This is a genomic window from Actinacidiphila sp. bgisy145, from assembly GCF_057708125.1.
This window is the reverse complement of sequence record NZ_JBYIRL010000053.1, coordinates 24158-45395: the sequence shown is the minus strand read 5'-3', so window position 1 is coordinate 45395 and position 21238 is coordinate 24158. Positions and strand designations below refer to the sequence as shown.

Genomic DNA, 21238 nt, shown 5'->3' with positions numbered 1-21238 from the left:
CCCTCATGCGCTACATCCTGCGCAAGTTCGGGCTGCTGCTGCTCACCTTGTGGGCCGCCGTCACGCTCAACTACGCGCTCCCCCGGCTGATGCCGGGCTCACCGGCCGACGCGGCGGTGGCGAAGCTCTCGCAGAGCGGCCCGGTGTCGCCGTCGACCCGGGCCGCGATCGAGGCCCAACTGGGCGTGCCCAGCGGCAGTTGGTGGCACCAGTACGTGGAGTACCTCAACACGGTGGTCCACCTGCGGTTCGGGGTGTCGTACACCTTCTTCCCGCAGTCGGTGTCCAGCATGGTGGCGCAGGCGCTGCCCTGGACGCTGATGCTGGTCGGCCTGGTCACGGTGCTGGCGTTCGTCGTCGGCTCGCTGATCGGCGTGGCCGCGGCCTGGCGGCGCGGGACCTGGCTGGACTCGCTGCCGACGCTGTCCGGCGCGTTCCTGGCGGCGTTCCCGTACTTCTGGACCGCGCTGCTGCTGGTCTTCTTCGCCGGATACGTGCTCGGCTGGTTCCCGACCTCGGGCGCGTACTCCGCGGACGCGGTGCCGAACCTGTCGTTCGGCTTCGTCCAGGACTCGCTGTACCACGCGGTGCTGCCCGCGCTGACGATCCTGCTGACCTCGCTGGGCGGCTGGATTCTCGGCATGCGCAACACCATGATCGGCACCATCGGCGAGGACTACGTGACCTTCGCCGAGGCCAACGGCCTGCGCGGGCGCACCGTCGCCCTGCGGTACGCGGCACGCAACGCGCTGCTGCCCAACCTCACCGGCTTCGGCATGGCGCTGGGCGGGGTGGTCGGCGGCTCGCTGCTGGTGGAGCAGGTCTTCGACTACCCCGGTGTGGGCCACCTGCTGTACAGCGCGGTGACCAACCACGACTACCCGCTGATGCAGGCGCTGTTCCTGATGATCACGGTGTGCGTGCTGGTCGCGAACTTCATCGTGGACGTCCTCTACGGCGTCCTGGACCCCCGGACCAGGCGGTGACCGAGATGACCTCCCCTGCAACGAACCTGCCGGGCCCCGCGCTTCCGACCGGGCCCGCGGCGCCGTCGAGTTCGGGCGCCATGCGCGCGGCCCAGGTCTTCGGCCGCTCCTTCGGCACCGTGTGGAGCAACGGCAAGGCCCGGGTGGGCCTGGTGATCCTGGCGCTCTTCGTCCTGGTGGCGGTCTTCGCGCCGGTGCTGGCGCCGTACTCGCCGCACGAGAACGACTTCGCCACCGGCGCCGGCAGCAGCTCGGCACACCTGCTGGGCACCACCGGCGCCGGCGAGGACGTGCTGTCCCAACTGCTGTACGGGGCGCGGGTGTCGATCGTGGTCGGCTTCGTCGCCGGCGGTCTGGCCACGCTGGTGGCGGTGGCCGTCGGCCTGTCCTGGGGCTACCTGCGCGGCTGGCTCGGCGACGTGGTCAACTTCGTCGTCAACCTCTTCCTGGTGGTCCCCGGCCTGCCGCTGATGATCATCATCGCCGCCTACCTCCAGAACGGCGGCCTGAAGATGGTCGTGCTGGTGGTCGTGATCACCGGCTGGGCGTGGGGGGCGCGCGTGCTGCGGGCGCAGACCCAGTCGCTGCGCAGCCGGGACTTCGTGACCGCGGCGCTGTTCAGCGGCGAGAGCGCGACCCGCGTGGTCTTCCGGGAGATCCTCCCCAACATGACCTCGATGATCGCCGGCTCCTTCTTCGGCGCGGCGACCGCCGCGGTGCTGTCGGAGTCCGGGCTGTCCTTCCTCGGGCTCGGCGACCCCTTCACGGTCAGCTGGGGCTCGATGCTCTACTGGGCGCAGAACTCCAACGCCCTCCTCACCGGCCAGTGGGTGCTGCTGTTCGCCCCCGGTCTGTGCGTCGCGCTGCTGGCCACCGCGATGACCCTGGTCAACTTCGGTGTCGACGGGCTGAGCAACCCGCGGCTGCGGGAAGGGAGCACGCGATGAGCCTGCTCGACGTCAGGAACCTCAGCATCGTCTACGAGCCGCGCGGCGCCGAGCCGACGCTCGCGGTCAAGGACGCGTCCTTCCGGCTGGCGCAGGGCGAGTTCGTCGGCCTGGTCGGCGAGTCGGGGTCGGGCAAGTCCACCCTGGGCTTCGCGCTGACCCGGCTGGCCAAGCCCCCGGCGCGGATCTCCGCCGGCCGCATCCTCTTCGACGGCACCGACATCGCCGAACTCGACACCGAGCAGGTGCGGTTGCAGCGGCACGGCGGCTTCGCCATGGTGCTCCAGTCCGGGATGAACGCGCTGAACCCGGTGCGCACCATCGGCCACCACTTCGGTGACATCTTCGCCGCGCACGGCCATGTGCCGCGGCCGCGCCGCCGGGCGCGGGCGGTGGAGCTGCTGGAGAAGGTCGAGCTGACCGCCGCCGTGCTCGACCGCTACCCGGGCGAGCTGTCCGGCGGGATGCGGCAACGCGTGTCGATCGCGCTCGCGCTGTGCCTGGAGCCGCGGCTGATGGTCTTCGACGAGCCGACCACGGCGCTGGACGTGATGGTCCAGCACGCGGTGATGCGCACCATCCGCGAACTCCAGGAGAGCGAGGGCTTCACCGCGGTCCTGATCAGCCACGACCTGGGCGTGGTGCTGGAGTCCACGGCGCGGGTGCTGGTGATGAAGGACGGCGTCATCGTGGAGGACGCGCCGTCCAAGGACGTCTTCGAGCGGCCGCAGCACCCCTACACGCGGTCGCTGCTGGGGCACTACGCCGACCCGCGCGCGGAGGTGGTGGAGCTGCCGGGGCTGCCCGCGGCGGATTCAGGTACGGACACGGCGGCGGGTACGGGTACGGCGGGCGCAGCTACGGATACGGGTACGGCATCCGCCGCGACCGTCGCGCGTGGCCGTAACGGCGGTCGTACCGGCGGCCGTACGGGAACGCGGACGGGAACGCGTACGGCCGCGCAGGACGCGATGGTCGTGGCGGATGTCAGCCGGGTCTACCCGGGGCGGCGGCGCGGGGACGCCCCCGTGACGGCGGTGGAGGGCGTCTCCTTCCGGCTGGAGCCGGGCGAGTCGATGGCCCTGGTCGGCCAGTCCGGCTCGGGCAAGTCCACCCTGGCCAAGCTGATCACCGGGGTAGAGCAGCCGACCAGCGGCACCGTATCCTTCGGCGACCTGCGGGTCGACCGGCTGCGGCGGCGGAAGCTGCACACCCTGCACGCCGACGTCCAGATGGTCTTCCAGGACCCGTACGCCGCGCTCAACCCGCTGCACACGGTCGAGTACACGCTCACCCGGCCGGTGGTGAACTTCACCGGGCGCAAGGGCGCGGCGGCCAGGAAGCGGGTGCTTGAACTGCTGGAGATCGTCGGGCTGACGCCGGTCGAGCAGTTCGCCGCGCGGCTGCCGCACGAACTGTCCGGCGGCCAGCGGCAGCGTGTGGTGATCGCCCGCGCGCTGGCGAGCGACCCGCAGGTGCTGATCGCCGACGAGCCGGTCTCGATGCTCGACGTCTCGCTGCGCGCCGGGGTGCTGGCCCTGCTGCGCGACCTGCGCGCCGACTTCGGGGTCTCGCTGCTGTACATCACCCACGACCTGCTGTCGGCGCGCGTGGTGACCGACAGGATCATGGTGCTGCACCAGGGGCGCGTGGTGGAGTCGGGGCCGACCGCCAAGGTGCTGCGCTTCCCCGAACACGACTACACGACACGGCTGCTGGACTCCATCCCGCAGCCCGCGCGCCGCTTCGCGGCGGCCGCCGGCAGCGGTGAGGGAAGCGGCGGCGCCGCGGGGGAGGGCGCGGCATGAGCGGGCAGGGAAGCGCGCTGCCGGGCGGGCAGGTCCGCCCGGGCCGCCCGTTCAGCGTCCTGCCGGTGCCAGACACCGTCGAAGTGCTGGAACTGGAGGCGCCCGTCGGCACTTTGACCGCCCTGCGGGCGCACCCCGCCGGTCCCGCCGCCGGCGGCACCGCGCTGCTGGTGCCGGGGTTCACCGGCTCCAAGGAGGACTTCCTCCCGCTGCTGCCGCTGCTCGCCGAACGCGGCGTCGACGCCTGGGCGTTCAGCCAGCGCGGGCAGGCCGACTCGGCGGCGCCGGCCGGTGAGGAGGCGTACACGCTGGACGCGTTCACCGGAGACGTCCTCCATGTCGCCTCGCTCATCGCCGAATTGACGGGGCATCAGCGCACGCATCTGCTGGGCCACAGTTTCGGCGGCACCGTCGCCCGGGCGGCGGCGATCCGCGGCGGCCGGGCGGTCTTCGCCGACCTGGCCATGCTCTGCTCGGGCCCGCACGGCTGGCCGGGCCGCAAGGCCGCGGAAGAGGCGCGGCTGCGCGGGGCCGGCAAGCAGACCGACCTGTGGACCCTCGACCGGCCCGAGGCGGCCAGGACCGCCCGGCGCGCCCCGGAACGGCTCAGCCCCACCGAGCGGTTCCTGCGCGAGCGGTCGCTGCGCACCAGCGTGGACCACCTGCTGGGCGCCATCGGCGTCCTCGCCGACCCGGCCGACTCCACCCCTCACCTGGCCGCCACCGGACTGCCCGTCCTGGTCGCCCACGGCGCGTACGACGACGCCTGGCCGCAGGAGTGGCAGCGCACGATGGCCGAACGCCTCGGCGCGCGCCACGAGGTCATCGCCGACGCCGGCCATCTGCCCAACCAGGAGAACCCGGCCGCCACCGCGGACCTGCTCTCCGACTTCTGGTCGCACACCGGCTGACCGGTCGTCACCTTTCACGACACGAACGAGGTTTTCTCCGTGCTGCACTTCCCGGACCGTTTCCTGTGGGGCGCCGCGACCGCCGCGCACCAGATCGAGGGGAACAACATCAACAACGACTGGTGGCCGCGCGAGCACGCGCCCGGCACCAGCATCGTGGAGCCCTCCGGGGACGCCTGCGACAGCTACCACCGGTTCCGCGAGGACATGGCGCTGCTGCGTGACGCGGGCCTGGACACGTACCGGTTCAGCATCGAGTGGAGCCGGATCGAGCCGGAGGAGGGCGTGGTCTCGCGCGCCTCGATCGACCACTACCGGCGGATGGTGGACACCGCGCTGGAACTGGGCATCACCCCGATGGTGACGCTGATGCACTTCACCGTGCCGCGCTGGTTCGCGCAGGAGGGCATGTGGCGCAGCCCCAAGGCGGCGGACCGCTTCGCGCGGTTCACCGAGCTGGCGCTGCCGGTGCTGGGCGATGACGTGAAGTGGGTCTGCACCGTCAACGAGCCCAACATCGCGGCGATGATCGCCGGCGGCGAGGACCCGGCGAACCTGGTGGCGTACGGCCTGCCGGCGCCGGACCTCCAGGTCGCGGACACCCTGCTGGCCTGCCACCAGCGGGCGCGCGAGGTGCTGTCCGGCGTGGGCGGGGTGCGCTCCGGCTGGACCGTCGCCACCCAGGCGTTCCAGGCTGAGCCGGGCAGCGAGGACATCGCGCACGCCTACGGCTACCACCGCGACGACTGGTACCTGGAGGCCGCGCGCGGCGACGACTGGGTCGGCGTGCAGGCCTACACCCGTACGATCATCGGCCCCGACGGCCCGCGCCAGGTGCCCGAGGGCGTGGAGACCACGCTGACCGGGTGGGAGTTCTACCCGCGGGCGCTGGAGCTCGGGGTGCGCAGCGCGTGGGAGAAGACCGGCGGCACCCCGGTGTTCGTCACCGAGAACGGCATCGCCACCGCCGACGACGCCCGCCGGATCGACTACACCCGCGGCGCGCTCGCCGGGCTGCACGCGGCCATCGCGGACGGCGTCCAGGTGGAGGGCTACCTGCACTGGAGCCTGCTGGACAACTACGAGTGGGCGTCCGGCTTCCGGCCGACCTTCGGGCTGATCGCCGTGGACCGGCAGACCTTCGTCCGCACCCCGAAGCCGTCGCTGGCGTGGCTGGGGGGCGTGGCGCGGGCAGGCGGGCTCGAGCCGCGGTAGCGGCAACCGGACGGGCAGGACAACGGCCGGGCGGCGCGGCGGCACGGTGGCCGGGTGGCGGCCGGATGGCCCGACGTACTTGTCATGTTCACGGATCGGGCTAGCCTGAGAGCTGCCCGGTCCGTACGTCCCGCCCGTCCCCCTCGCCCCAGGAGGCCCCGTGCCCGCGTCCGCGCCCGTGTCCGTACGCCCCCGCCGACTCGCCGCCGCCACGCTGGTCGCGGCGGCCGCCCTCCTGGCCGCGGCGCCGCTAGCCCAGGCCAGCGGCAGCAAGATGACCCAGGCCGCGGCGGCCGCCGAACTGTCCGCCGCGGGCATCACCTGGAGTTCGAGCGGCAACTGCACCACCCGCTCCAACTCCACCTGCACCTCCTTCGACCAGATCAACTCCGGCACGGTCGACGCCATGGTCACCCTGAAGAACGCCAGCGGCTGCGCCCTCAACATCACCGGCGGCACCGAGGTCGGGCACGCCTCCGGCACCTACAGCCACTACAACGGCTACAAGGTCGACCTGTCGCACAACACCTGCATCGACGCCTACGTGCACAACAGCTTCACGTACATCGGCTACCGCGGTGACGGCTACCCGCAGTGGCAGGCGGCGTCCGGCAACCTCTACTGCGACGAGGGCAACCACTGGGACGTCACCGTCTACTGACGTACCGACGTGGGGACGTGGGGACATACCGGCGTCCCCGGTCCGGCGGCCGCCCGTCGAGGCGGCCGCCCATTGAGGCGACAGCGCGTTGTGTGCACGGCCGTTCGGCGGCCTGGTGGTGTGTCGTACGGCCGTTCCCGATCTTCGACGGTGAAGGTGTGGAACATGGCTGACTTCTCGCGCAGACGGCTGCTCAGGTCCGCGTTCGGCGCCGGCGGCGCGGCGGCGGCGATGACGCTGCTGCCCCCGAACCTGCGGCGCGCCATGGCCGAGCCGGCCGGGGACCCGGGCTCGCTCGACGCCATCGAGCACGTGGTGGTCCTCATGCTGGAGAACCGCTCGTTCGACCACTACTTCGGCACCATGCCCGGTGTCCGCGGCTTCGACGACCCGGACGCGGTGACGCTGTCCACCGGGCGGTCGGTCTTCTACCAGCCCGACCCGGTCAACCCCGACGGCTACCTGCTGCCCTTCCACCTCGACACCAGGTCGAGCAGTGCGCAGGCGATCCCCTCGACCAGCCACGCCTGGACCGTGCAGCACGCGGCGGTCAACGGCGGCCGGATGGACCAGTGGCTGCCCGCCCACCGCGCCGCCGACGGCCAGGCCAACGGCCCCTACACGATGGGCTACTACAAGCGCGACGACATCCCGTTCCACTTCGCGCTCGCCGAGTCGTTCACGCTGTGCGACGCGTACTTCTGCTCGCTGCTCGGCCCGACCTGGCCCAACCGGCTCTACCACTGGAGCGGCACCATCGACCCCGCGGGCCTGGCCGGCGGCCCGGTGATCAGCAATGTCATCCCCGCCCCCTTCCGCTGGACCACCTACCCCGAACGCCTCACCGCGGCCGGCGTGTCCTGGCACGTCTACCAGCAGGAGGACGACTACGGCACCAACCCGCTGGAGTGGTTCCAGGCCTACCAGGACGCGAGACCCGGCGACGCCCTCCACGAGCACGCCCTGACCATCGGCCCCGCCGACCAGTTCGCGCGGGACGCGGTCAACGACCGCCTGCCGACCGTCTCCTGGATCATCCCGACCTCCGAGCAGAGCGAGCACCCCGACTACACCCCGGCGGCCGGCGCCGACTTCCTCGCCCGCCAGCTCGACGCGGTCGCGGCCAACCCCGACGTGTGGCGCAAGACCGTCTTCATCGTCAACTACGACGAGAACGACGGACTGTTCGACCACATGGTCCCGCCGATGCCGCCGCCCGGCACCCCGGACGAGTTCGTCGGCGGGCTGCCCATCGGCGCCGGGGTCCGCGTGCCGTGCCTGATCGTCTCCCCCTGGACGCAAGGCGGCTACGTCGCCGGCGAGCCCTTCGACCACACCTCGGTGCTGCGCTTCCTGGAGCGGATCACCGGGGTGCGCGAGACCAACATCAGCGCCTGGCGGCGCTCCACCTTCGGCGACCTGACCTCCGCGCTCGGACTGCCCGGCTCCCGCCCCTTCCCCCGGCTGCCCGACACCAAGAAGCAGTTCTGGGCCGCCGAGAACGAGGTCGCCACGCTGCCGCCGATCACTTTGCCGGGCGCCGACCAGACCCCGCCGCACCAGGAGGGGAAGCGCGCCGCCGAGGACACCGCGAAGCAGCCCGCGTCCGGCGGGCCGTACGGGCCGGACACCGCGCCCGCCACCGGGTCCGCGCACCCGCGCACCCGCCCGTACGCCATCAGCCGCATCGTCGAGAACGCCACCACGCACCGCTCGGACTTCCCGCACGGCACCAAGGGCACCGACTTCCCCGGCACCCAGGAGGCCGTGCCCACCGTCGGCCCCACCACCGGCACCCACGTCTACACCGTCGGCGTGGTCAGCTTCACCCTCGCGGTGATCGACGCCTCCAGCCGCCAACTCGTCGCCAGCGTCAAGGCCGGCGTGAGCCCGTACGGCCTGGCGAGCGCCGACGGCGGCGCCAAGCTGTACTTCAGCAGCTCCGGCGAGAACTCCGTCTCCGTCTACGACACCACCACCGGCCTGGTCACCGGCACCGTCGGCGTCGGCCCCTACCCGCACGGCCTGGCCACCTCGCCCGACGGCCGCAGCCTCTACGTCGCCAACACCGGCCCGGACAGCGGGTTCGGCGGCTCGCGCACCCTGTCGGTCCTCGACACCGCCACCGACACCGTCACCGCCACCTGGCAGACCGGCAACAGCCCGCACTCCGTCGCCCCCGGCACCGACGGCCGCACCCTCTACGTCTCCTGCTACGACGGCCTGTCGGTCGTGGACACCGGCACCGGCAGGCAGCGCGCCCTGCTCACCGACCAGGCCGAGGCCCAGGGCGTCGCCGTCCACCCCGACGGCACCCGCGTCTACGTCGTCAACACCTGGCACGACACCCTCTCGGTGGTCGACACCCGCACCCACCGGGTGCTCGACGTTGTCCGGGTCGGCCGCACCCCCTGGCAGGTGGCCGTCAGCCCCGACGGCTCGCGGCTCTACGTCACCAACTCCAGGGACGACACGGTCTCCGTGCTCGACGCGGCCCGCAACCGGGTGGTCGGCACCGTCGGCGTCGCCCACGTCCCGACCACCGTCACGGCGACCGGCTCCACCGTCTGGGTCGCCACCAACGCCTCCGCGACGATCGACGCGATCGACGCGAAGTCCCTGGCGCTCCTGGGGAGTACGCCGCTGGGGCTGACCACGAGCCCGGTGGGGCTCGTCGTCGCCTGAGCCACGGGGGTGCCTCGGTCAGTGCGGGCGGCGGACGCCCGCCTCGAGGGCCGAGGCGCCCACGTCGCCCAGGACGACGACGTGGAAGACCGCGCCGGCGACCGCGGCCACGAAACGGGAGATCCTACGGGTGCTGCGCATGAGATGCCACCTGTCCGATCGGGTCTGCGGGGGGGACGGGGTCCGCGGAGTCCGCGGGGTCCGCGGGGTCCGCGGGGGTTGACCGGGGGTCGTCCGCGGCTGCTTGCCGAGGGCGAACCCCGCGCGGTCACCAGCTCAGGGCGTCGTCCATCGACTGCTGCCAGTAGGTGGTGGTGAGGGTGTCGTCGATGTAGACGCCCTTGGGCGGCAGCGCGGGGTGGGCGGCGCCGCCGACGCTGCCGGAGAGGGAGCGGGGCTGGAAGAGGACGTCCAGGGTCTTCGCGGTGTAGCCGTACTTGCCGCTGCCGTCGGTGGCCGACAGCGAGACGGAGGCGTAGCCGGACTCGCCCGGGTTGAGGGTGACCACGGCCTGCGGCTGCGAGTCGTCGATGACCGGCGGCACCGCCTGGGCGCCGGTGAAGTCCAGCTCCGGGTAGCCGTACAGGTAGCAGGTGTGCGTGCCGGTGTTGGTGACCGTGAGGAGCAGGTGGTTCACCGGGCGGGTCAGCGGGGCGGCCACCGTCTTGGTGTTCGACGCCTCGCAGGTGACCGCCTTGCCGGTGCCGCTGCTGTTCCCGCTGTTCCCGTTGCCGGCGCTGGTCCCGCTGTTCCCGCTGGTCCCGCTGCCGGTGTTCTTCCCGCTGGTGTCGTCCGCGGCCGGGGCCTTGGCCGGGTCGGTTCCCTGGGCCGCGGGGGCGGTCGGGGTCTGCGCCTGGTCCGCGGGGAGCGTCACCGCCGGGTCCGCGGTCTTCGTGGTGGAGACGCCGTTCGCGGCGCCCTCCGCCCGGCTGCCCGTGCCGTCGTCCGAGCAGGCGGTCAGGGACAGCGCGGCGACGACGACGGCCGCGGCGGCGCCGGCCAGCCGGACACCCGAGGTACGGGTACGGGCGGCACGAGCGGTACGGGTGCGGGTGGTGCGGATGCTGAACATCGGGTGGGCCTCTTTCGCGGTTCGAGCCGGTGGATCGCTTGGACGACCTGAGCCTGCGGCGTGATCCGTCCCAGCCGCCACGCCTGGCGGCCGGTTGGGGACGATGGAACGTCGAAACACCATCTGACCAGCGCGAACGTGCTTCCCCTGGAACGGCGGAACGGGACGCCCGACGGCCGGGCACCGCCCCTGCCGCCCCCTCGCCGACCCTCGCCGACCCGTCGCCGGCCTACCGGGCCGCCGGTCGCAGCCGGCGGTGGAAGCGGGCCCGGGCTCCGTGGGCGGGCACGAGCGTGACCGACAGCAGCCGGGCCGGCTCGGGCGGGCCGGCCGGCGCGGGCACGGCCCGGGCGAGCACCTCCCGGAGCACCGTCTCCACCTCCAACTGCGCCAGCGGTGCGCCGATGCAGCGGCGCACCCCGCCCCCGAACGGCGTCAGCGAGTACGCCACCGGGTCCGCCGCCAAGTGCCGCTCCGGCCGGAACAGGTGCGGCTGCGGCCACAGCCGCCGGTCGAGGTGGACCGGCGGGAAGAGCGCGGCGACGAACGCGTGCCGCGGCACCGGGTACCCCGCGAGCCGGGTGTCCCGGACGGCGGTGCGGATCGCGTAGTAGACAGCGGGGCGCAGCCGGGTCGACTCCTTCACCGTCGCCTTCAGCAGGCGGTCGGAGCCCGCGTCGAGGTCGTCGATCAACGCGTTGCGCGCCGCGGGGTGGTGGGCGAGCAGGTGCAGCGTCCAGGCGATCGTGGTCGCGGTGGTCTCGTACCCGGCCAGCACCAGGCCGGTCAGCTCGTCGAGCACCTGCTCGTCGTCGAGCCCGGCGCCCTGCTCGTCCCGGGCCTCGAGCAGCATCGACAGCACGTCCTCCCGCGCGGTGCCGCCGCGCCGGCGGCTCTCGGCCCGGCGCACCGCGATCTCCGTGCGCGTCAGGTCCTGGACGGCCGCCCGCAGCCGTGCGAAGCGGCCGGCCGGCGACCACCGGCCCGCGTCGCGCTGCAACGGCCTGGGCAGGAACAGCACCGCCACGTTGTCCATCCCGGCGAACGCGGTCAGAGCCCGCCGGAACAGCGCGACCCGGCCGGGGTCGGTCAGGCCGAACACCACCCGCAGGATGACGTCGAGGGCCACCCGCTGCGCCCAGGGGCGTACCGCCACGCCGTCGCCGGTCAGCAGCTCCGGCAGCCCGGCGCGCACCAACTCCCGCATCCGCGCCGCCCAGCGGACGACCCGATCACCGTGGAAGGGGGGCAGCAGCAGCTTGCGGTGCGGCAGATGGCGGGGCGGCGGTGTGCAGATCAGCGACCCCGCGCCGACCGCCTGCCGCAGCAGCGCCGCGCCGTCCCCGCCGGCGAACCGCTCGTGGTCGGTGAGCACCGCCCGGTTGGCCGCGATGTCCGCCGAGCACACCAGCGCCGCCCGGTACGGGTGGACCCGCAGCGAGAACACCGGCCCCAACCGCTCGCGCAGCGCCAGTCCGTACCCCTGCGGGTCGAGCAGCATCCGCAGCGTCTGCACAGCCCGCGGCGCCCTGGCCGCCGGCGGGAAGCGCCGCGGGTCCCACGACGGCTCCCGCGCGAACGGGTCACTCATGCCCGACCTCCCCCTCCTGGGTCCCACGAGTTCCGACCAGCGGTTCACGGCGCCGCGGGTCCGGCTCCGGGGGGCCGGCTCCGCGCGTCACGGCCCCCGCGTCCCAGGCCAGGTGCCCCGGTTCACGGGCGCCTACTGACGTGCACTGCACCGGCCCCCGTTCGCCCGGCCCCGCCTGCTTCAGCCGGCGTCCTCCTCCCGCCAGGGGCCGGCCGGGTCGTCGTAGGCGGCGGCGAACCCCTCCGTCGCGATCGGCGCCTGAAGCACCTCGTCCGGAATGGCGAAGGCGTCCACGAGCGTCAGCGCGTGCGGCGCCAGCCAGGCGCTGATCCGGTCGGCGGCCGGGTCGAGTTCGCGGACGTCCTCGGCGGACAGGTGGCCGTCGGCCAGCAGCAGGCCCGCGTGCGGCGCGAGGCGTTGCAGCGCGAACAGTTGGAAGAGCTGGTCGAGCACCGTACGCGTGGCGGTGTCGCCGACCTGGTCGACCGCCGCCAGGAACGCTTCCGCCGCCCGCCGGGCCGCATACGCGTCGACCAGTTCGAGCCCCGGGTTCACCGCGTGGTTCCAGCGGTCCAACGGCCCGGTGCTGGGGCGGCCGAGCCGCTCTCTGGCCCGCCGCAGGCACCGCAGCTCGTGGCGTATCAGCACCTCCAGCAGCCGGCGGGAGCCGGTGGGCGCGGCCGCGGGTCCGGCGCGATCGGCCGCCCCGGCAGGCACGGCGGACGCGGCCGGTACGGCGGACTCGGCCGGGGCGGCCGTCTCGGCGGGCGGCCGGTAGCCGCGCCCGGTCAGCATGTCCGCGGCGGCCTTGGTCCAGATGACGAGGTTGTCCCCTTCCGCGGTGATGGTGCTCTCGATGGGCGTGATCAGGTCGACGATCCGGTTGACGGACAACAGCCCCTGCGCACCGCAGCGTTCACGGCACTCCAGCACGATGTCCCGGGCCTGCCAGGTGGTCCAGCCCTTCGCCGCGGCGACGAGCACGTCCACCTCGGCGGCGTCGGCCGCCCCGGCGCCGCCGCCCGGTTCCCCGGTGCCGGTCCGGGCCTCCGCGAACTCGCCGTCGTCCCGGCGGCCGCACTCCCGCACCGCCGCCCGCAGCAGGAACGTCGCCGCGTACGCCCGCGCCACCGCGCCCAGCAGCCGCGTCTGATGGCAGCGGTAGGCGAAGACCGGGACCCCGGTCCGGCCGACCGGCGCGAAGGTGTGGCGGTGGTGGGCGTACCGCACCGCGATGGCCAGGGCCGACCGGGCGCCGCCCACCGCCGCCCCGCTCAGGCACAGCTTGCCGGTGGTGACGCGCTGGATCGACCGCAGGAAGCGGCGCCGCCGGCTGCCGACCGCGCTGCGGAAGGCGCCCTCGGCGGTCAACTCCGTGTGCTCGCCCGCCAGCAGCGCCGACCGCGCCAGCACCACCCGGTCGAACGACGTGAGGGCGTGGTCGACCGACGACCCCGGGATCTCCGACAGCGGGCGTATGCGGATGCCGGGCAGCGGCCCACGCGCGTCGCGCAGCGGTACGAAGAACAGGTGCACCCCGCAGTTCTGGCCCCGGACGATCAGCCTGGCCGCCACCAGGCCGCTCTTGCGGCCGCCCGCGGGGCCGGTGTTGGGCATGAACTTCTGCGCGCCCGCGGTCGGGGTGTGCAGCACGAAGTCGTCCGTCTCCTGGCGGTAGGTCGCGGTGGTCTCCAGGTCCGCCGCGTTGTTGCCGTAGCCGAGTTCCGTGATCAGCACCGCGCCGTAGTCGTCGAGCCGGATGAACGGCGCCGGGTCGACCGCCTTTCCGGGGTCCAGCCGGAGCAGGCTGCCCAGGAAGAGGTTGTAATGGATCGTCGCGAGTGTGGTGAGCGAGCCGTCGACCATGCCCAGCCATTCGTGCAGCGCGACCAATCGCGTGGTCGAACCGACGAATTCCGGGACCGAACCCACGGCGCCATTGACCTCCCGCAGCCGTTCATAGGCGGATTCCGCCCGCTCGGAAAGCGATAATCCGTCGCGGTAACGGAATACCTCTCGGCGCAGCACCTCGGTCCACGGCCGGTGCGCCGCCTCGAAGCCGCCGTCGAAGAGAGCGTCGGTCAGCGGTCCGGCCCGCACCGCGCCCGCCGGGACGGCCTCGACCGGGACGGTGTCCACGGGAACCGCCCCGCCCGCGCCGGACGGTGGGCCCGGTCGGCCCGGCGCACCCGGTGGGCCCGGCCCGTCCGCGACACGCGCCGTCGGCATCCACACGGGCGGGGTCACCGTGGGGTAGGGGTTCACAGCGGTCCGAAGAGCTGGTCGCCGGCGTCGTCGGCCGAGCCGTCGCCGCGGTAGTACCGCGCGGCCGCGGCCATCAGCCGCTCCAGGGTCAGCGTGCCGTCCGGGCCGGCCAGCAGGTCGAAGGTCTGCGCCGCGTGCCGCTCGGGCACGCCGACGGCGGCGATGACCGCGGCGAACTCGTCCCGCCCGACCAGCCCGTCGTCGTCGCGGTCGGCGAAGTGGAAGCCCGCCTCGTAGAGCGGGCCGATCAGCGTGTCGAAGTCGGCGCTCACGTGCAGCACCGCCCGGCGGAACTCGTCCCGGTCGATCACGCCGTCGCCGTCCGTGTCGGCGGTCGCGCGCAGCGCCTGCCAGTAGTGCGTCATCGCGTCGGCATACCGCCGGCCCTTGGCGAGGCTGCGCTCCTCGCCGAACGAGGCGCGCACACGACCGGCCATCAACACGAAGTCGTCCTCCGCGATGACACCGTCGCCATTCACGTCCAAGAGCGCGAAAAGCCGCTCGTACTTACGGTCCAGCAAAGCCCCCATCATGCCCCTCCACCCTCCCGGAATGACCGCCCGGCCACATCAGGAATTCTCCCCCCGCATATGACCGGCAACCACACTCGATCGAGTGAACCGGCCGCTCGCCGACCCCTCGCCGACCCCTCGTTCGAATGAATTCAGCCTTTCCGGCGCGGCACCCGCCCGCGCAGCGCGACCAGCTCGGCCAGTTCCCCGTCGCTCAGCTCGCTGAACGCCGCCTCGCCCGAACCCAGGACGGCGTCGGCGAGTTCGCGCTTGTGCCGCAGCAGCGCGGCGACCTTCTCCTCCACCGTCCCCTCGGCGACCAGCTTGTGCACCTGCACCGCACGGGTCTGCCCGATCCGGTGCGCGCGGTCGGTGGCCTGGTCCTCCACCGCCGGGTTCCACCACCGGTCGTAGTGCACGACATGGCCCGCGCGCGTCAGGTTCAGACCGGTCCCGGCCGCCTTCAAGGAGAGCAGCAGCACCCGTACGGCGCCGCTCTGGAAGGCGTCCACCATCTCCTCCCGCCGGCCGACCGGGGTGCCGCCGTGCAGCAGCAGCGCCCGCACACCGCGCCGGGCGAGGTGCCGCTCGATCAGCCGCGCCATCGCCACGTACTGCGTGAAGACCAGCACCGAGCCGTCCTCGGCGAGCACCGTGTCCAGCAGCTCGTCCAGCAGCGCCAACTTCCCCGACCTGCCGCCGAGTCCCATCCCCTCGGGCTCCTTCAGGTACTGCGCCGGGTGGTTGCACACCTGCTTCAGGCCGGTCAGCAGCTTCATCACCAGCCCGCGCCGGGCCATGCCGTCCGCGCCCTCGATCTCGGCCATCAGCTCCCGGACCAGCGCGTCGTAGAGCGCCGCCTGCTCCTTCGTGAGCGGCACCGGCCGGTCGGTCTCGGTCTTCGGCGGCAGCTCCGGCGCGACCCCCGGGTCGGACTTGCGCCGCCGCAGCAGGAACGGCCGTACCAGCGACGCCAGTTCGCGGGCAGCCCGCGGGTCGCGGTCGCCCTCCACGGCCCGCGCGTAGCGGTCCCGGAAGGCGCCGAGGGTGCCGAGCAGCCCGGGCGTGGTCCAGTCGAGCAGCGCCCACAGGTCCGACAGGTTGTTCTCCACCGGGGTGCCGGTCAGCGCCACCCGGCCGCGGGACGGGATACGGCGCAGCGCCCGCGCGGTGTGCGCGTGCGGGTTCTTGACGTGCTGGGCCTCGTCGGCGACGACCAGCGACCAGGGCCGCGCGGCGAGGAGTTCCGCGTCGCGGCGCATCGTCCCGTACGTGGTCAGCACGAAGCCGCCCGCGGCCACCGCGTCCTGGATGGCCTGTTCACGTCCGCGGCCGTGGAAGCGGGCGACGGGCGCGGTCGGCGCGAACCGGCGGATCTCGCGCTCCCAGTTGCCCAGCAGCGTGGCCGGGCAGACCACCAGCGTCGGGCCCGCGGTGGCCTTGCGCTCCTGGCGGCGCAGGTGGAGCGCGATGAGGGTGACGGTCTTGCCCAGGCCCATGTCGTCGGCGAGGCAGGCACCCAGACCGAGGGACGTCATCCGGTGCAGCCAGTTCAGGCCGCGCAGTTGGTAGCCGCGCAGGGTGGCCGCGAGGGCCTTCGGCGGGTGGCGCGGCTCGCGGGACGCGCGGGCCTCCGGGTCGGCGACCCGTGCGCGCAGCTCCTCCAGCGCCGCGCCCGCGGTGACCTCGACCCGCTCCCCTTCCACGTCCACGCTGCCGGTCAGCGCCGCGCCCAGCGCCTCCACCGGCGTCAGTGACGGGGTGCCGCCCCGGCGCGCGGCCGCCCGCAGCCGCCGTACCAGCTCCGCTTCCAGCGGCACCCACCTGTCCCGCAGCCGTACGACCGGGCGGTGCGTACGGACCAGGTGCTCGACTTCCGCGCCGGTCAGCTCCTCGCCGCCGAGCGCCACCCGCCACCGGAAGTCCAGCAGCCCGCCGGACAGGAAGGACGCGGCCGCGGAGGTCGTGGCGCGGCGCGCGGCGGCCGCCGGTTCCAGTACGCCGGTCGCGGTCAGGCCGCGGACCAGGTCCTTCGGCCAGTGCACCGCGATGCCGCCCGCCGTGAGCCGCTCGGCAGCCGCGCCCAGCAGCTCCCGCGCCTCGCCGTCGGTCAGGTCGAGGGCGGTCGGCGCGGTCGGCACCAGCAGGCGCGCGGCCGGCGGCCATCCGCGCGCCGCCTCCCGCAGCAGCGCCCGCGCGTCCAACCGCGGGTACGGGCCGAACCGTTCGGGCGCCGCGGCCGTACCGGCCCACAGGTCGGCGGCGTCGGCGAGCACCGACGGGTCGGCCGCACTGTGCAGTTGGACCACGGCGCGGAAGGACACGTCCCCGCCGTCCCCGCCGGCCCCGCCAGTCACCTCGACGCGCAGCGACACCCGCAGTGCCGGCGCCCGCCGTTCGGGCTCCGGCGGCGCGCCGCGCTCCCGTACGGCCCGCGGCGGGCGCGACGCGTACGGTGCGCCGCCGGCCGCTTCCCGAGCCGCGGGCTTGCGCGTCAACGCGTCGGCCATCGCGTCGAGGAACCCCCGCAGCGTCACCTCGGCGCTCGGCACCGCCACGGGCGCCCCGTCCGCCACCGGTACGGCCCTGGCCCGGTGCGGCATCGCGGCGGCCAGTGCGGCGAGCCGCTCCTCGTCGGCGCGGTCCAGCGGACCCATCCGCCACGCGTCGTGGCCCTCGGCCGTCACCCCGGCCACCGCCCGCCCCCGGGCCAGCAGGCCCAGGCCCAGCGTCGCCGCCGCGCCCCAGAACACCATCCCCTCCGACGCCCGGCCGCTCGCCCCCAGCCCCCGGCAGCGGGTCAGCACCGGCACCGCCTGCTCCACCCCGACGGCCACCGCCGCCACCTTCTCCTCCCGCAGCCCGCCCTCCCCGTCCGGGCACACCACCGCCACCCACTCCGGCGGCACCCCCACGTCCGCCACCCCCTCCGCGCCCCAGAACACCACCCGCCCCCGCCCCGGCGGCTCCCCCACCACGAACAGCGCCTCCCCACCCGCCAACCCCGCCACCGCGGCCCCCAACCGTTCCCGCTCCACCTCCACCACCTCAAGCACCCCGACCCCCCTCCATCCGTCCCACCAGGCTAATCACCCCCACCGACAATCCCCCTGGACCCCCGCCCCCGCCTCTGCGCCCGGCGACGGGAAAGCGGAAGCAGCGTGCGGCACGCACCGCGGGGTGCGTCAAGGAAGATCGTCGTTACCCAACGCGAGGATGCGAACACTTTCGGTAGGATTCGTCGGCTACCCGCCGATGGCGAAACCCGTCTCTCCCCCCGAGCACCGAGGACACCTGTGAACCCGTACAACTCCCCGGCGGCACGTCGGCCTTGGTGGAGGAAGACTCCCGCCACGCTGGGCGTACTGGCCTTGATCGCCGTCTTCAGCGCGGTCAACGCGGTCCTCGGGTGCCTCGTCATGATCGCGGCAATGGTGCTGGTGTGGGTGCTGCCGCCCTGGCGCTGGTTCGCGAAGCTGGGGGCCATGTTCGGGGCCATCGCGCTCATGACGCTCGGTGCGGCGCTCACGGGCCAGGCAAGCGACACGAGCGCCAGCACGACCGATGCCAAGCCGAAAGCCGCCCCGGGGGCAACACGGACGGCCGCCGCGCCCGCGGCAACGACCCATGCTGTGCGGACCGTCGACTACACGGGCGAGCCGCTGGACACGGCTGAGGAGCAGGCACGGTCCGCCGGATTCACCACCATCGACCACGATGCCGCCGACAAGGCCCGCACTGTCATCATCCGCGGCGGGTGGAACGTGTGCTTCCAGCAGGCGGACCCGACCGCGAAGACCATCGACTTCGCCGCGGTCAAGACCGACGAGCCCTGTCCGGCGAAGGACGGCGGCCCGCTCCCGTGGCCGGACATGCCGAAGGTCGTGGGCCACACCTACAACGCGGCCGTCAAGATCCTGGAACACGCCCACATCGACCTCACCCGCGTCACGCTCGACGACGTCTACCTCGACGTCGCCCCACCCACCGCCACGGAGGCGGCCAAGAACGGCGACGAATGGCGGGTCTGCTTCCAAGACCCGGGCAGCGGCGAGGAGATCACATCCACCACCACCGTCCGGCTCGACCTGGGCAGGTGGAGCGCGTCCGACACAGGCGACCACTGCCCGTCGGCAAAGGACACGACCTACAAGAACCCCGAGGACGATCCGGACCACGCCGGTGACAGCAGCCTCCCGGGCAGCAGTTCCGACTCGTCGGGCTCGACCGGCGGTGGCAGCGCATCCCACGCAGCCGGCACCTCGACGGGCGGTTCCTCGTCCACCACCGGCGGCGGCAGCGCTGGCGCGGTGCATCCTGGCGCGTTCTGCTCGCCGCGCGGAGCCAACGGTGTCACCGACCACGGCACCGCCATGGTCTGCGGCCCCGGTTCCGACGGCCGCGACCGCTGGCACTCCTGACCGCCGTCGACCGCGTCGGCGCAGGCGTGGAATACCGCGAGCGGCTGGTCGCGCTGGGCGCCGCCTGGGGCGGGTGAGGGCGGCCCTCGGCGGCGGCTCGGCGCGACGCGGGGGTCAGAGGGTGCGTTCGAGGCGGTCGGCCATCAGCTTGACGAAGCGGGCCGGGTCGGCGAGTTCGCCGCCCTCGGCCAGCAGCGCCATGGAGTGGACGAGCTCGGCCGTCTCCTTGAGGGCCGGGTCGTCCGCCCGCTCGCCGTGGGCTCGGTTGAGGCCGGTCACCAGGGCGTGCTTGGGGTTGAGTTCGAGGATGCGCTTCACCTTGGGCAGCTCCTGGCCCATGGCGCGGTAGATGTTCTCCAGCGCGGGCGTCATGTCATTGGTGTCGGACACGATGCAGGCGGGCGAGACGGTCAGCCGCGAGGACAGCCGCACCTCCTTGACACTGTCGCCGAGTTCGGCCGTCATCCAGGTGAGCAGCCCGGCGAACTCCTCCTGCTGCTTCTCCCGTTCGCTGCCGGCCTCGGCCTTCTCCTCCTCGGTGCCGAGGTCCACCTCGCCCTTGGCGACCGAGCGGAACTTCCGCCCGTCGAACTCGGGCACGGCGTCCACCCACACCTCGTCGACGGGGTCGGTGAGCAGCAGCACCTCGATGCCCTTGGCCTGGAACGCCTCCATGTGGGGCGAGTTCTCGATGGCCTGCCGGGACTCGCCGGTGAGGTAGAAGATGTGCTCCTGGCCGTCCTTCATGCGCTCGACGTACTGCGCGAGGGTGGTCGGCGCGTCCTTGTCGTGGGTGGTCGCGAAGGAGGACACCCCGAGGATCGCCTCGCGGTTGTCGGTGTCGTCGAGCAGCCCCTCCTTGAGCACCCGCCCGAACTCGCGCCACAGTGTGGCGTACCGGTCGGGCGCGGCGGACATCATGTCCTTCACCGTCGACAGGACCTTCTTCGCCAGGCGGCGGTGCATCAGCTGGATCTGGCGGTCCTGCTGGAGGATCTCGCGTGAGACGTTGAGCGACAGGTCCTGCGCGTCCACGACGCCCTTGACGAACCGCAGGTACGACGGCATCAGCGCTTCGCAGTCGTCCATGATGAACACGCGCTTCACATACAGCTGCACACCGCGCTGGTAGCCCTGCATGAAGAGGTCCTGCGGGGCGTGCGAGGGGATGAACAGCAGCGCCTGGTACTCGAAGGTGCCCTCGGCCTGGAGGCGGATGACCTCCAGCGGGTCGACCCAGTCGTGGCTGATGTGCTTGTAGAGCTCGTGGTACTCCTCGTCGGTCACCTCCTCCCGCGACCGGGCCCACAGCGCCTTCATGGAGTTGAGCACTTCCGGCTCGGCGGCAGCTGCGGACTCCCCGCCCGACTCGCCGTCACCGGTCTCGGCGTCCCCGTCACCGTCGCCGGACTCCGCCGCCGCGGGCGCCGGCTGCGCGGCCATCCGGATCGGCCAGGTGATGAAGTCCGAGTACCGCTTGACGATGTCGCGGAGCTTCCACGCCGACGTGTAGTCGTGCAGCTGGTCCTCGGCGTCCTCGGGCTTGAGCCGCAGCAGGATCGACGTGCCCTGCGGCGCGTCCTCGACGGTCTCCACGGTGTACGTGCCCTCGCCGTCGGACACCCAGCGGGTGCCCTGGGACTCGCCGGCGCGCCGTGTCAGCAGCGTCACCTCGTCGGCCACCATGAAGCTCGCGTAGAAGCCCACGCCGAACTGGCCGATCAGGCCCTCCGTGGCCGCGGCGCCCTCGGTGTCCTTCAGCTCCCGCAGGAACTTCGCGGTGCCCGAATTCGCGATCGTGCCGATGAGTTGGACCACCTCGTCGCGCGACATGCCGATGCCGTTGTCCCGCACGATGAGCGTGCGGGCCTGCGGGTCGGCCTCGAGCTCGATGTGGAGGTCGGAGACGTCCGCGCCGAGCGAGTCGTCGCGGAGGGCTTCGAGCCGCAGCTTGTCGAGGGCGTCGGAGGCGTTGGAGACGAGTTCCCGCAGGAACACGTCCTTGTTGGAGTAGATCGAGTGGATCATCAACTGGAGGAGCTGGCGCGCCTCCACCTGGAACTCGAACGTCTCGGTCGACATCGTCCGTTGGTCCTTCACAGATCACCGGGTGGCAGGTCCTGACCTCAGCACTGTAGATCAGCCGGGCCGCTCGCGACCGGCC

Annotated in this window: 15 protein-coding genes and 1 pseudogene; 9 read left to right on the top strand and 7 right to left on the bottom strand. The window is 73.1% G+C overall.

From position 1 onward, the window contains the following. Positions 1-5: 5 nt before the first annotated feature. The 8 genes and pseudogenes from AC3ERT_RS32825 to AC3ERT_RS32790 all read left to right on the top strand — a co-directional run bounded on the left by AC3ERT_RS32825 (position 6) and on the right by AC3ERT_RS32790 (position 9213). Complete coding sequence (locus tag AC3ERT_RS32825; RefSeq protein ID WP_335982385.1) at positions 6-986, top strand: ABC transporter permease; 981 nt, start codon at positions 6-8, stop codon at positions 984-986. Positions 987-991: 5 nt separating this feature from the next. Then, positions 992-1933 carry an ABC transporter permease gene (locus AC3ERT_RS32820; protein ID WP_335982387.1) on the top strand — a complete coding sequence of 314 codons (942 nt, stop codon included), beginning with the start codon at positions 992-994 and terminating at the stop codon, positions 1931-1933. Continuing rightward, positions 1930-3741: an ABC transporter ATP-binding protein gene (locus tag AC3ERT_RS32815; protein ID WP_435178514.1), complete on the top strand. Its 1812-nt coding sequence runs from the start codon at positions 1930-1932 to the stop codon at positions 3739-3741. The genes AC3ERT_RS32820 and AC3ERT_RS32815 overlap by 4 nt, the downstream gene beginning before the upstream one ends. After that, entirely contained in the window at positions 3738-4652 is a 915-nt protein-coding gene (locus AC3ERT_RS32810) for an alpha/beta fold hydrolase (RefSeq protein WP_435178512.1), read from the top strand. The genes AC3ERT_RS32815 and AC3ERT_RS32810 overlap by 4 nt, the downstream gene beginning before the upstream one ends. Before the next feature lie 39 nt (positions 4653-4691). Then, positions 4692-5867 (top strand): glycoside hydrolase family 1 protein, encoded by a 1176-nt coding sequence (locus tag AC3ERT_RS32805; protein ID WP_435178510.1) that lies wholly within the window; start codon positions 4692-4694, stop codon positions 5865-5867. A 178-nt stretch (positions 5868-6045) separates the two neighbouring features. Beyond that, the gene (locus AC3ERT_RS32800) at positions 6046-6528 is read left to right on the top strand and encodes a hypothetical protein (RefSeq protein WP_435127856.1); all 483 of its coding nucleotides are present in this window, start codon (positions 6046-6048) and stop codon (positions 6526-6528) included. Positions 6529-6693: 165 nt separating this feature from the next. Then, positions 6694-8103, top strand: a pseudogene (locus AC3ERT_RS32795) (alkaline phosphatase family protein); the annotation flags it as partial. Between the two features lie 192 nt (positions 8104-8295). Further along, positions 8296-9213, top strand: a complete 918-nt coding sequence (locus tag AC3ERT_RS32790; protein ID WP_435178522.1) for a YncE family protein — start codon at positions 8296-8298, stop codon at positions 9211-9213. A gap of 18 nt (positions 9214-9231) precedes the next feature. Here the strand turns inward: AC3ERT_RS32790 and AC3ERT_RS32785 are convergent, their stop codons facing one another. The 6 genes from AC3ERT_RS32785 to AC3ERT_RS32760 all read right to left on the bottom strand — a co-directional run bounded on the left by AC3ERT_RS32785 (position 9232) and on the right by AC3ERT_RS32760 (position 17709). Further along, positions 9232-9354, bottom strand: a complete 123-nt coding sequence (locus tag AC3ERT_RS32785; RefSeq protein WP_335982393.1) for a hypothetical protein — start codon at positions 9352-9354, stop codon at positions 9232-9234. A gap of 127 nt (positions 9355-9481) precedes the next feature. Continuing rightward, complete coding sequence (locus tag AC3ERT_RS32780; RefSeq protein ID WP_435178508.1) at positions 9482-10285, bottom strand: DUF4232 domain-containing protein; 804 nt, start codon at positions 10283-10285, stop codon at positions 9482-9484. A gap of 229 nt (positions 10286-10514) precedes the next feature. Further along, the gene (locus AC3ERT_RS32775; protein WP_435178506.1) at positions 10515-11876 is read right to left on the bottom strand and encodes a cytochrome P450; all 1362 of its coding nucleotides are present in this window, start codon (positions 11874-11876) and stop codon (positions 10515-10517) included. Positions 11877-12056: 180 nt separating this feature from the next. Next, positions 12057-14015: an acyl-CoA dehydrogenase family protein gene (locus AC3ERT_RS32770; protein ID WP_435178504.1), complete on the bottom strand. Its 1959-nt coding sequence runs from the start codon at positions 14013-14015 to the stop codon at positions 12057-12059. A 122-nt stretch (positions 14016-14137) separates the two neighbouring features. Then, complete coding sequence (locus tag AC3ERT_RS32765) at positions 14138-14671, bottom strand: EF-hand domain-containing protein (RefSeq protein WP_435127852.1); 534 nt, start codon at positions 14669-14671, stop codon at positions 14138-14140. A 134-nt stretch (positions 14672-14805) separates the two neighbouring features. Beyond that, positions 14806-17709, bottom strand: coding sequence for a DEAD/DEAH box helicase (locus AC3ERT_RS32760; RefSeq protein ID WP_435178502.1), 2904 nt, complete (start codon positions 17707-17709; stop codon positions 14806-14808). Positions 17710-18024: 315 nt separating this feature from the next. Here AC3ERT_RS32760 and AC3ERT_RS32755 point away from each other — a divergent pair, with 315 nt between their 5' ends. Then, positions 18025-19074, top strand: coding sequence for a PASTA domain-containing protein (locus tag AC3ERT_RS32755; protein WP_435178500.1), 1050 nt, complete (start codon positions 18025-18027; stop codon positions 19072-19074). 114 nt (positions 19075-19188) lie between these two features. Here the strand turns inward: AC3ERT_RS32755 and htpG are convergent, their stop codons facing one another. Further along, a complete protein-coding gene (gene htpG, locus AC3ERT_RS32750) occupies positions 19189-21156 on the bottom strand; it encodes a molecular chaperone HtpG (protein ID WP_435178498.1) in 1968 nt (655 codons plus the stop codon). Between the last annotated feature and the right edge of the window lie 82 nt (positions 21157-21238).

Bases quoted from the DNA above. Each gene is read 5' to 3' on its own strand.
- AC3ERT_RS32815 (WP_435178514.1), top strand. From the start codon at position 1,930: ATGAGCCTGCTCGACGTCAGGAACCTCAGCATCGTCTACGAGCCGCGC.
- AC3ERT_RS32780 (WP_435178508.1), bottom strand. From the start codon at position 10,285: ATGTTCAGCATCCGCACCACCCGCACCCGTACCGCTCGTGCCGCCCGT.
- AC3ERT_RS32785 (WP_335982393.1), bottom strand. From the start codon at position 9,354: ATGCGCAGCACCCGTAGGATCTCCCGTTTCGTGGCCGCGGTCGCCGGC.
- AC3ERT_RS32775 (WP_435178506.1), bottom strand. From the start codon at position 11,876: ATGAGTGACCCGTTCGCGCGGGAGCCGTCGTGGGACCCGCGGCGCTTC.
- AC3ERT_RS32810 (WP_435178512.1), top strand. From the start codon at position 3,738: ATGAGCGGGCAGGGAAGCGCGCTGCCGGGCGGGCAGGTCCGCCCGGGC.
- htpG (WP_435178498.1), bottom strand. From the start codon at position 21,156: ATGTCGACCGAGACGTTCGAGTTCCAGGTGGAGGCGCGCCAGCTCCTC.
- AC3ERT_RS32820 (WP_335982387.1), top strand. From the start codon at position 992: ATGACCTCCCCTGCAACGAACCTGCCGGGCCCCGCGCTTCCGACCGGG.
- AC3ERT_RS32765 (WP_435127852.1), bottom strand. From the start codon at position 14,671: ATGGGGGCTTTGCTGGACCGTAAGTACGAGCGGCTTTTCGCGCTCTTG.
- AC3ERT_RS32825 (WP_335982385.1), top strand. From the start codon at position 6: ATGCGCTACATCCTGCGCAAGTTCGGGCTGCTGCTGCTCACCTTGTGG.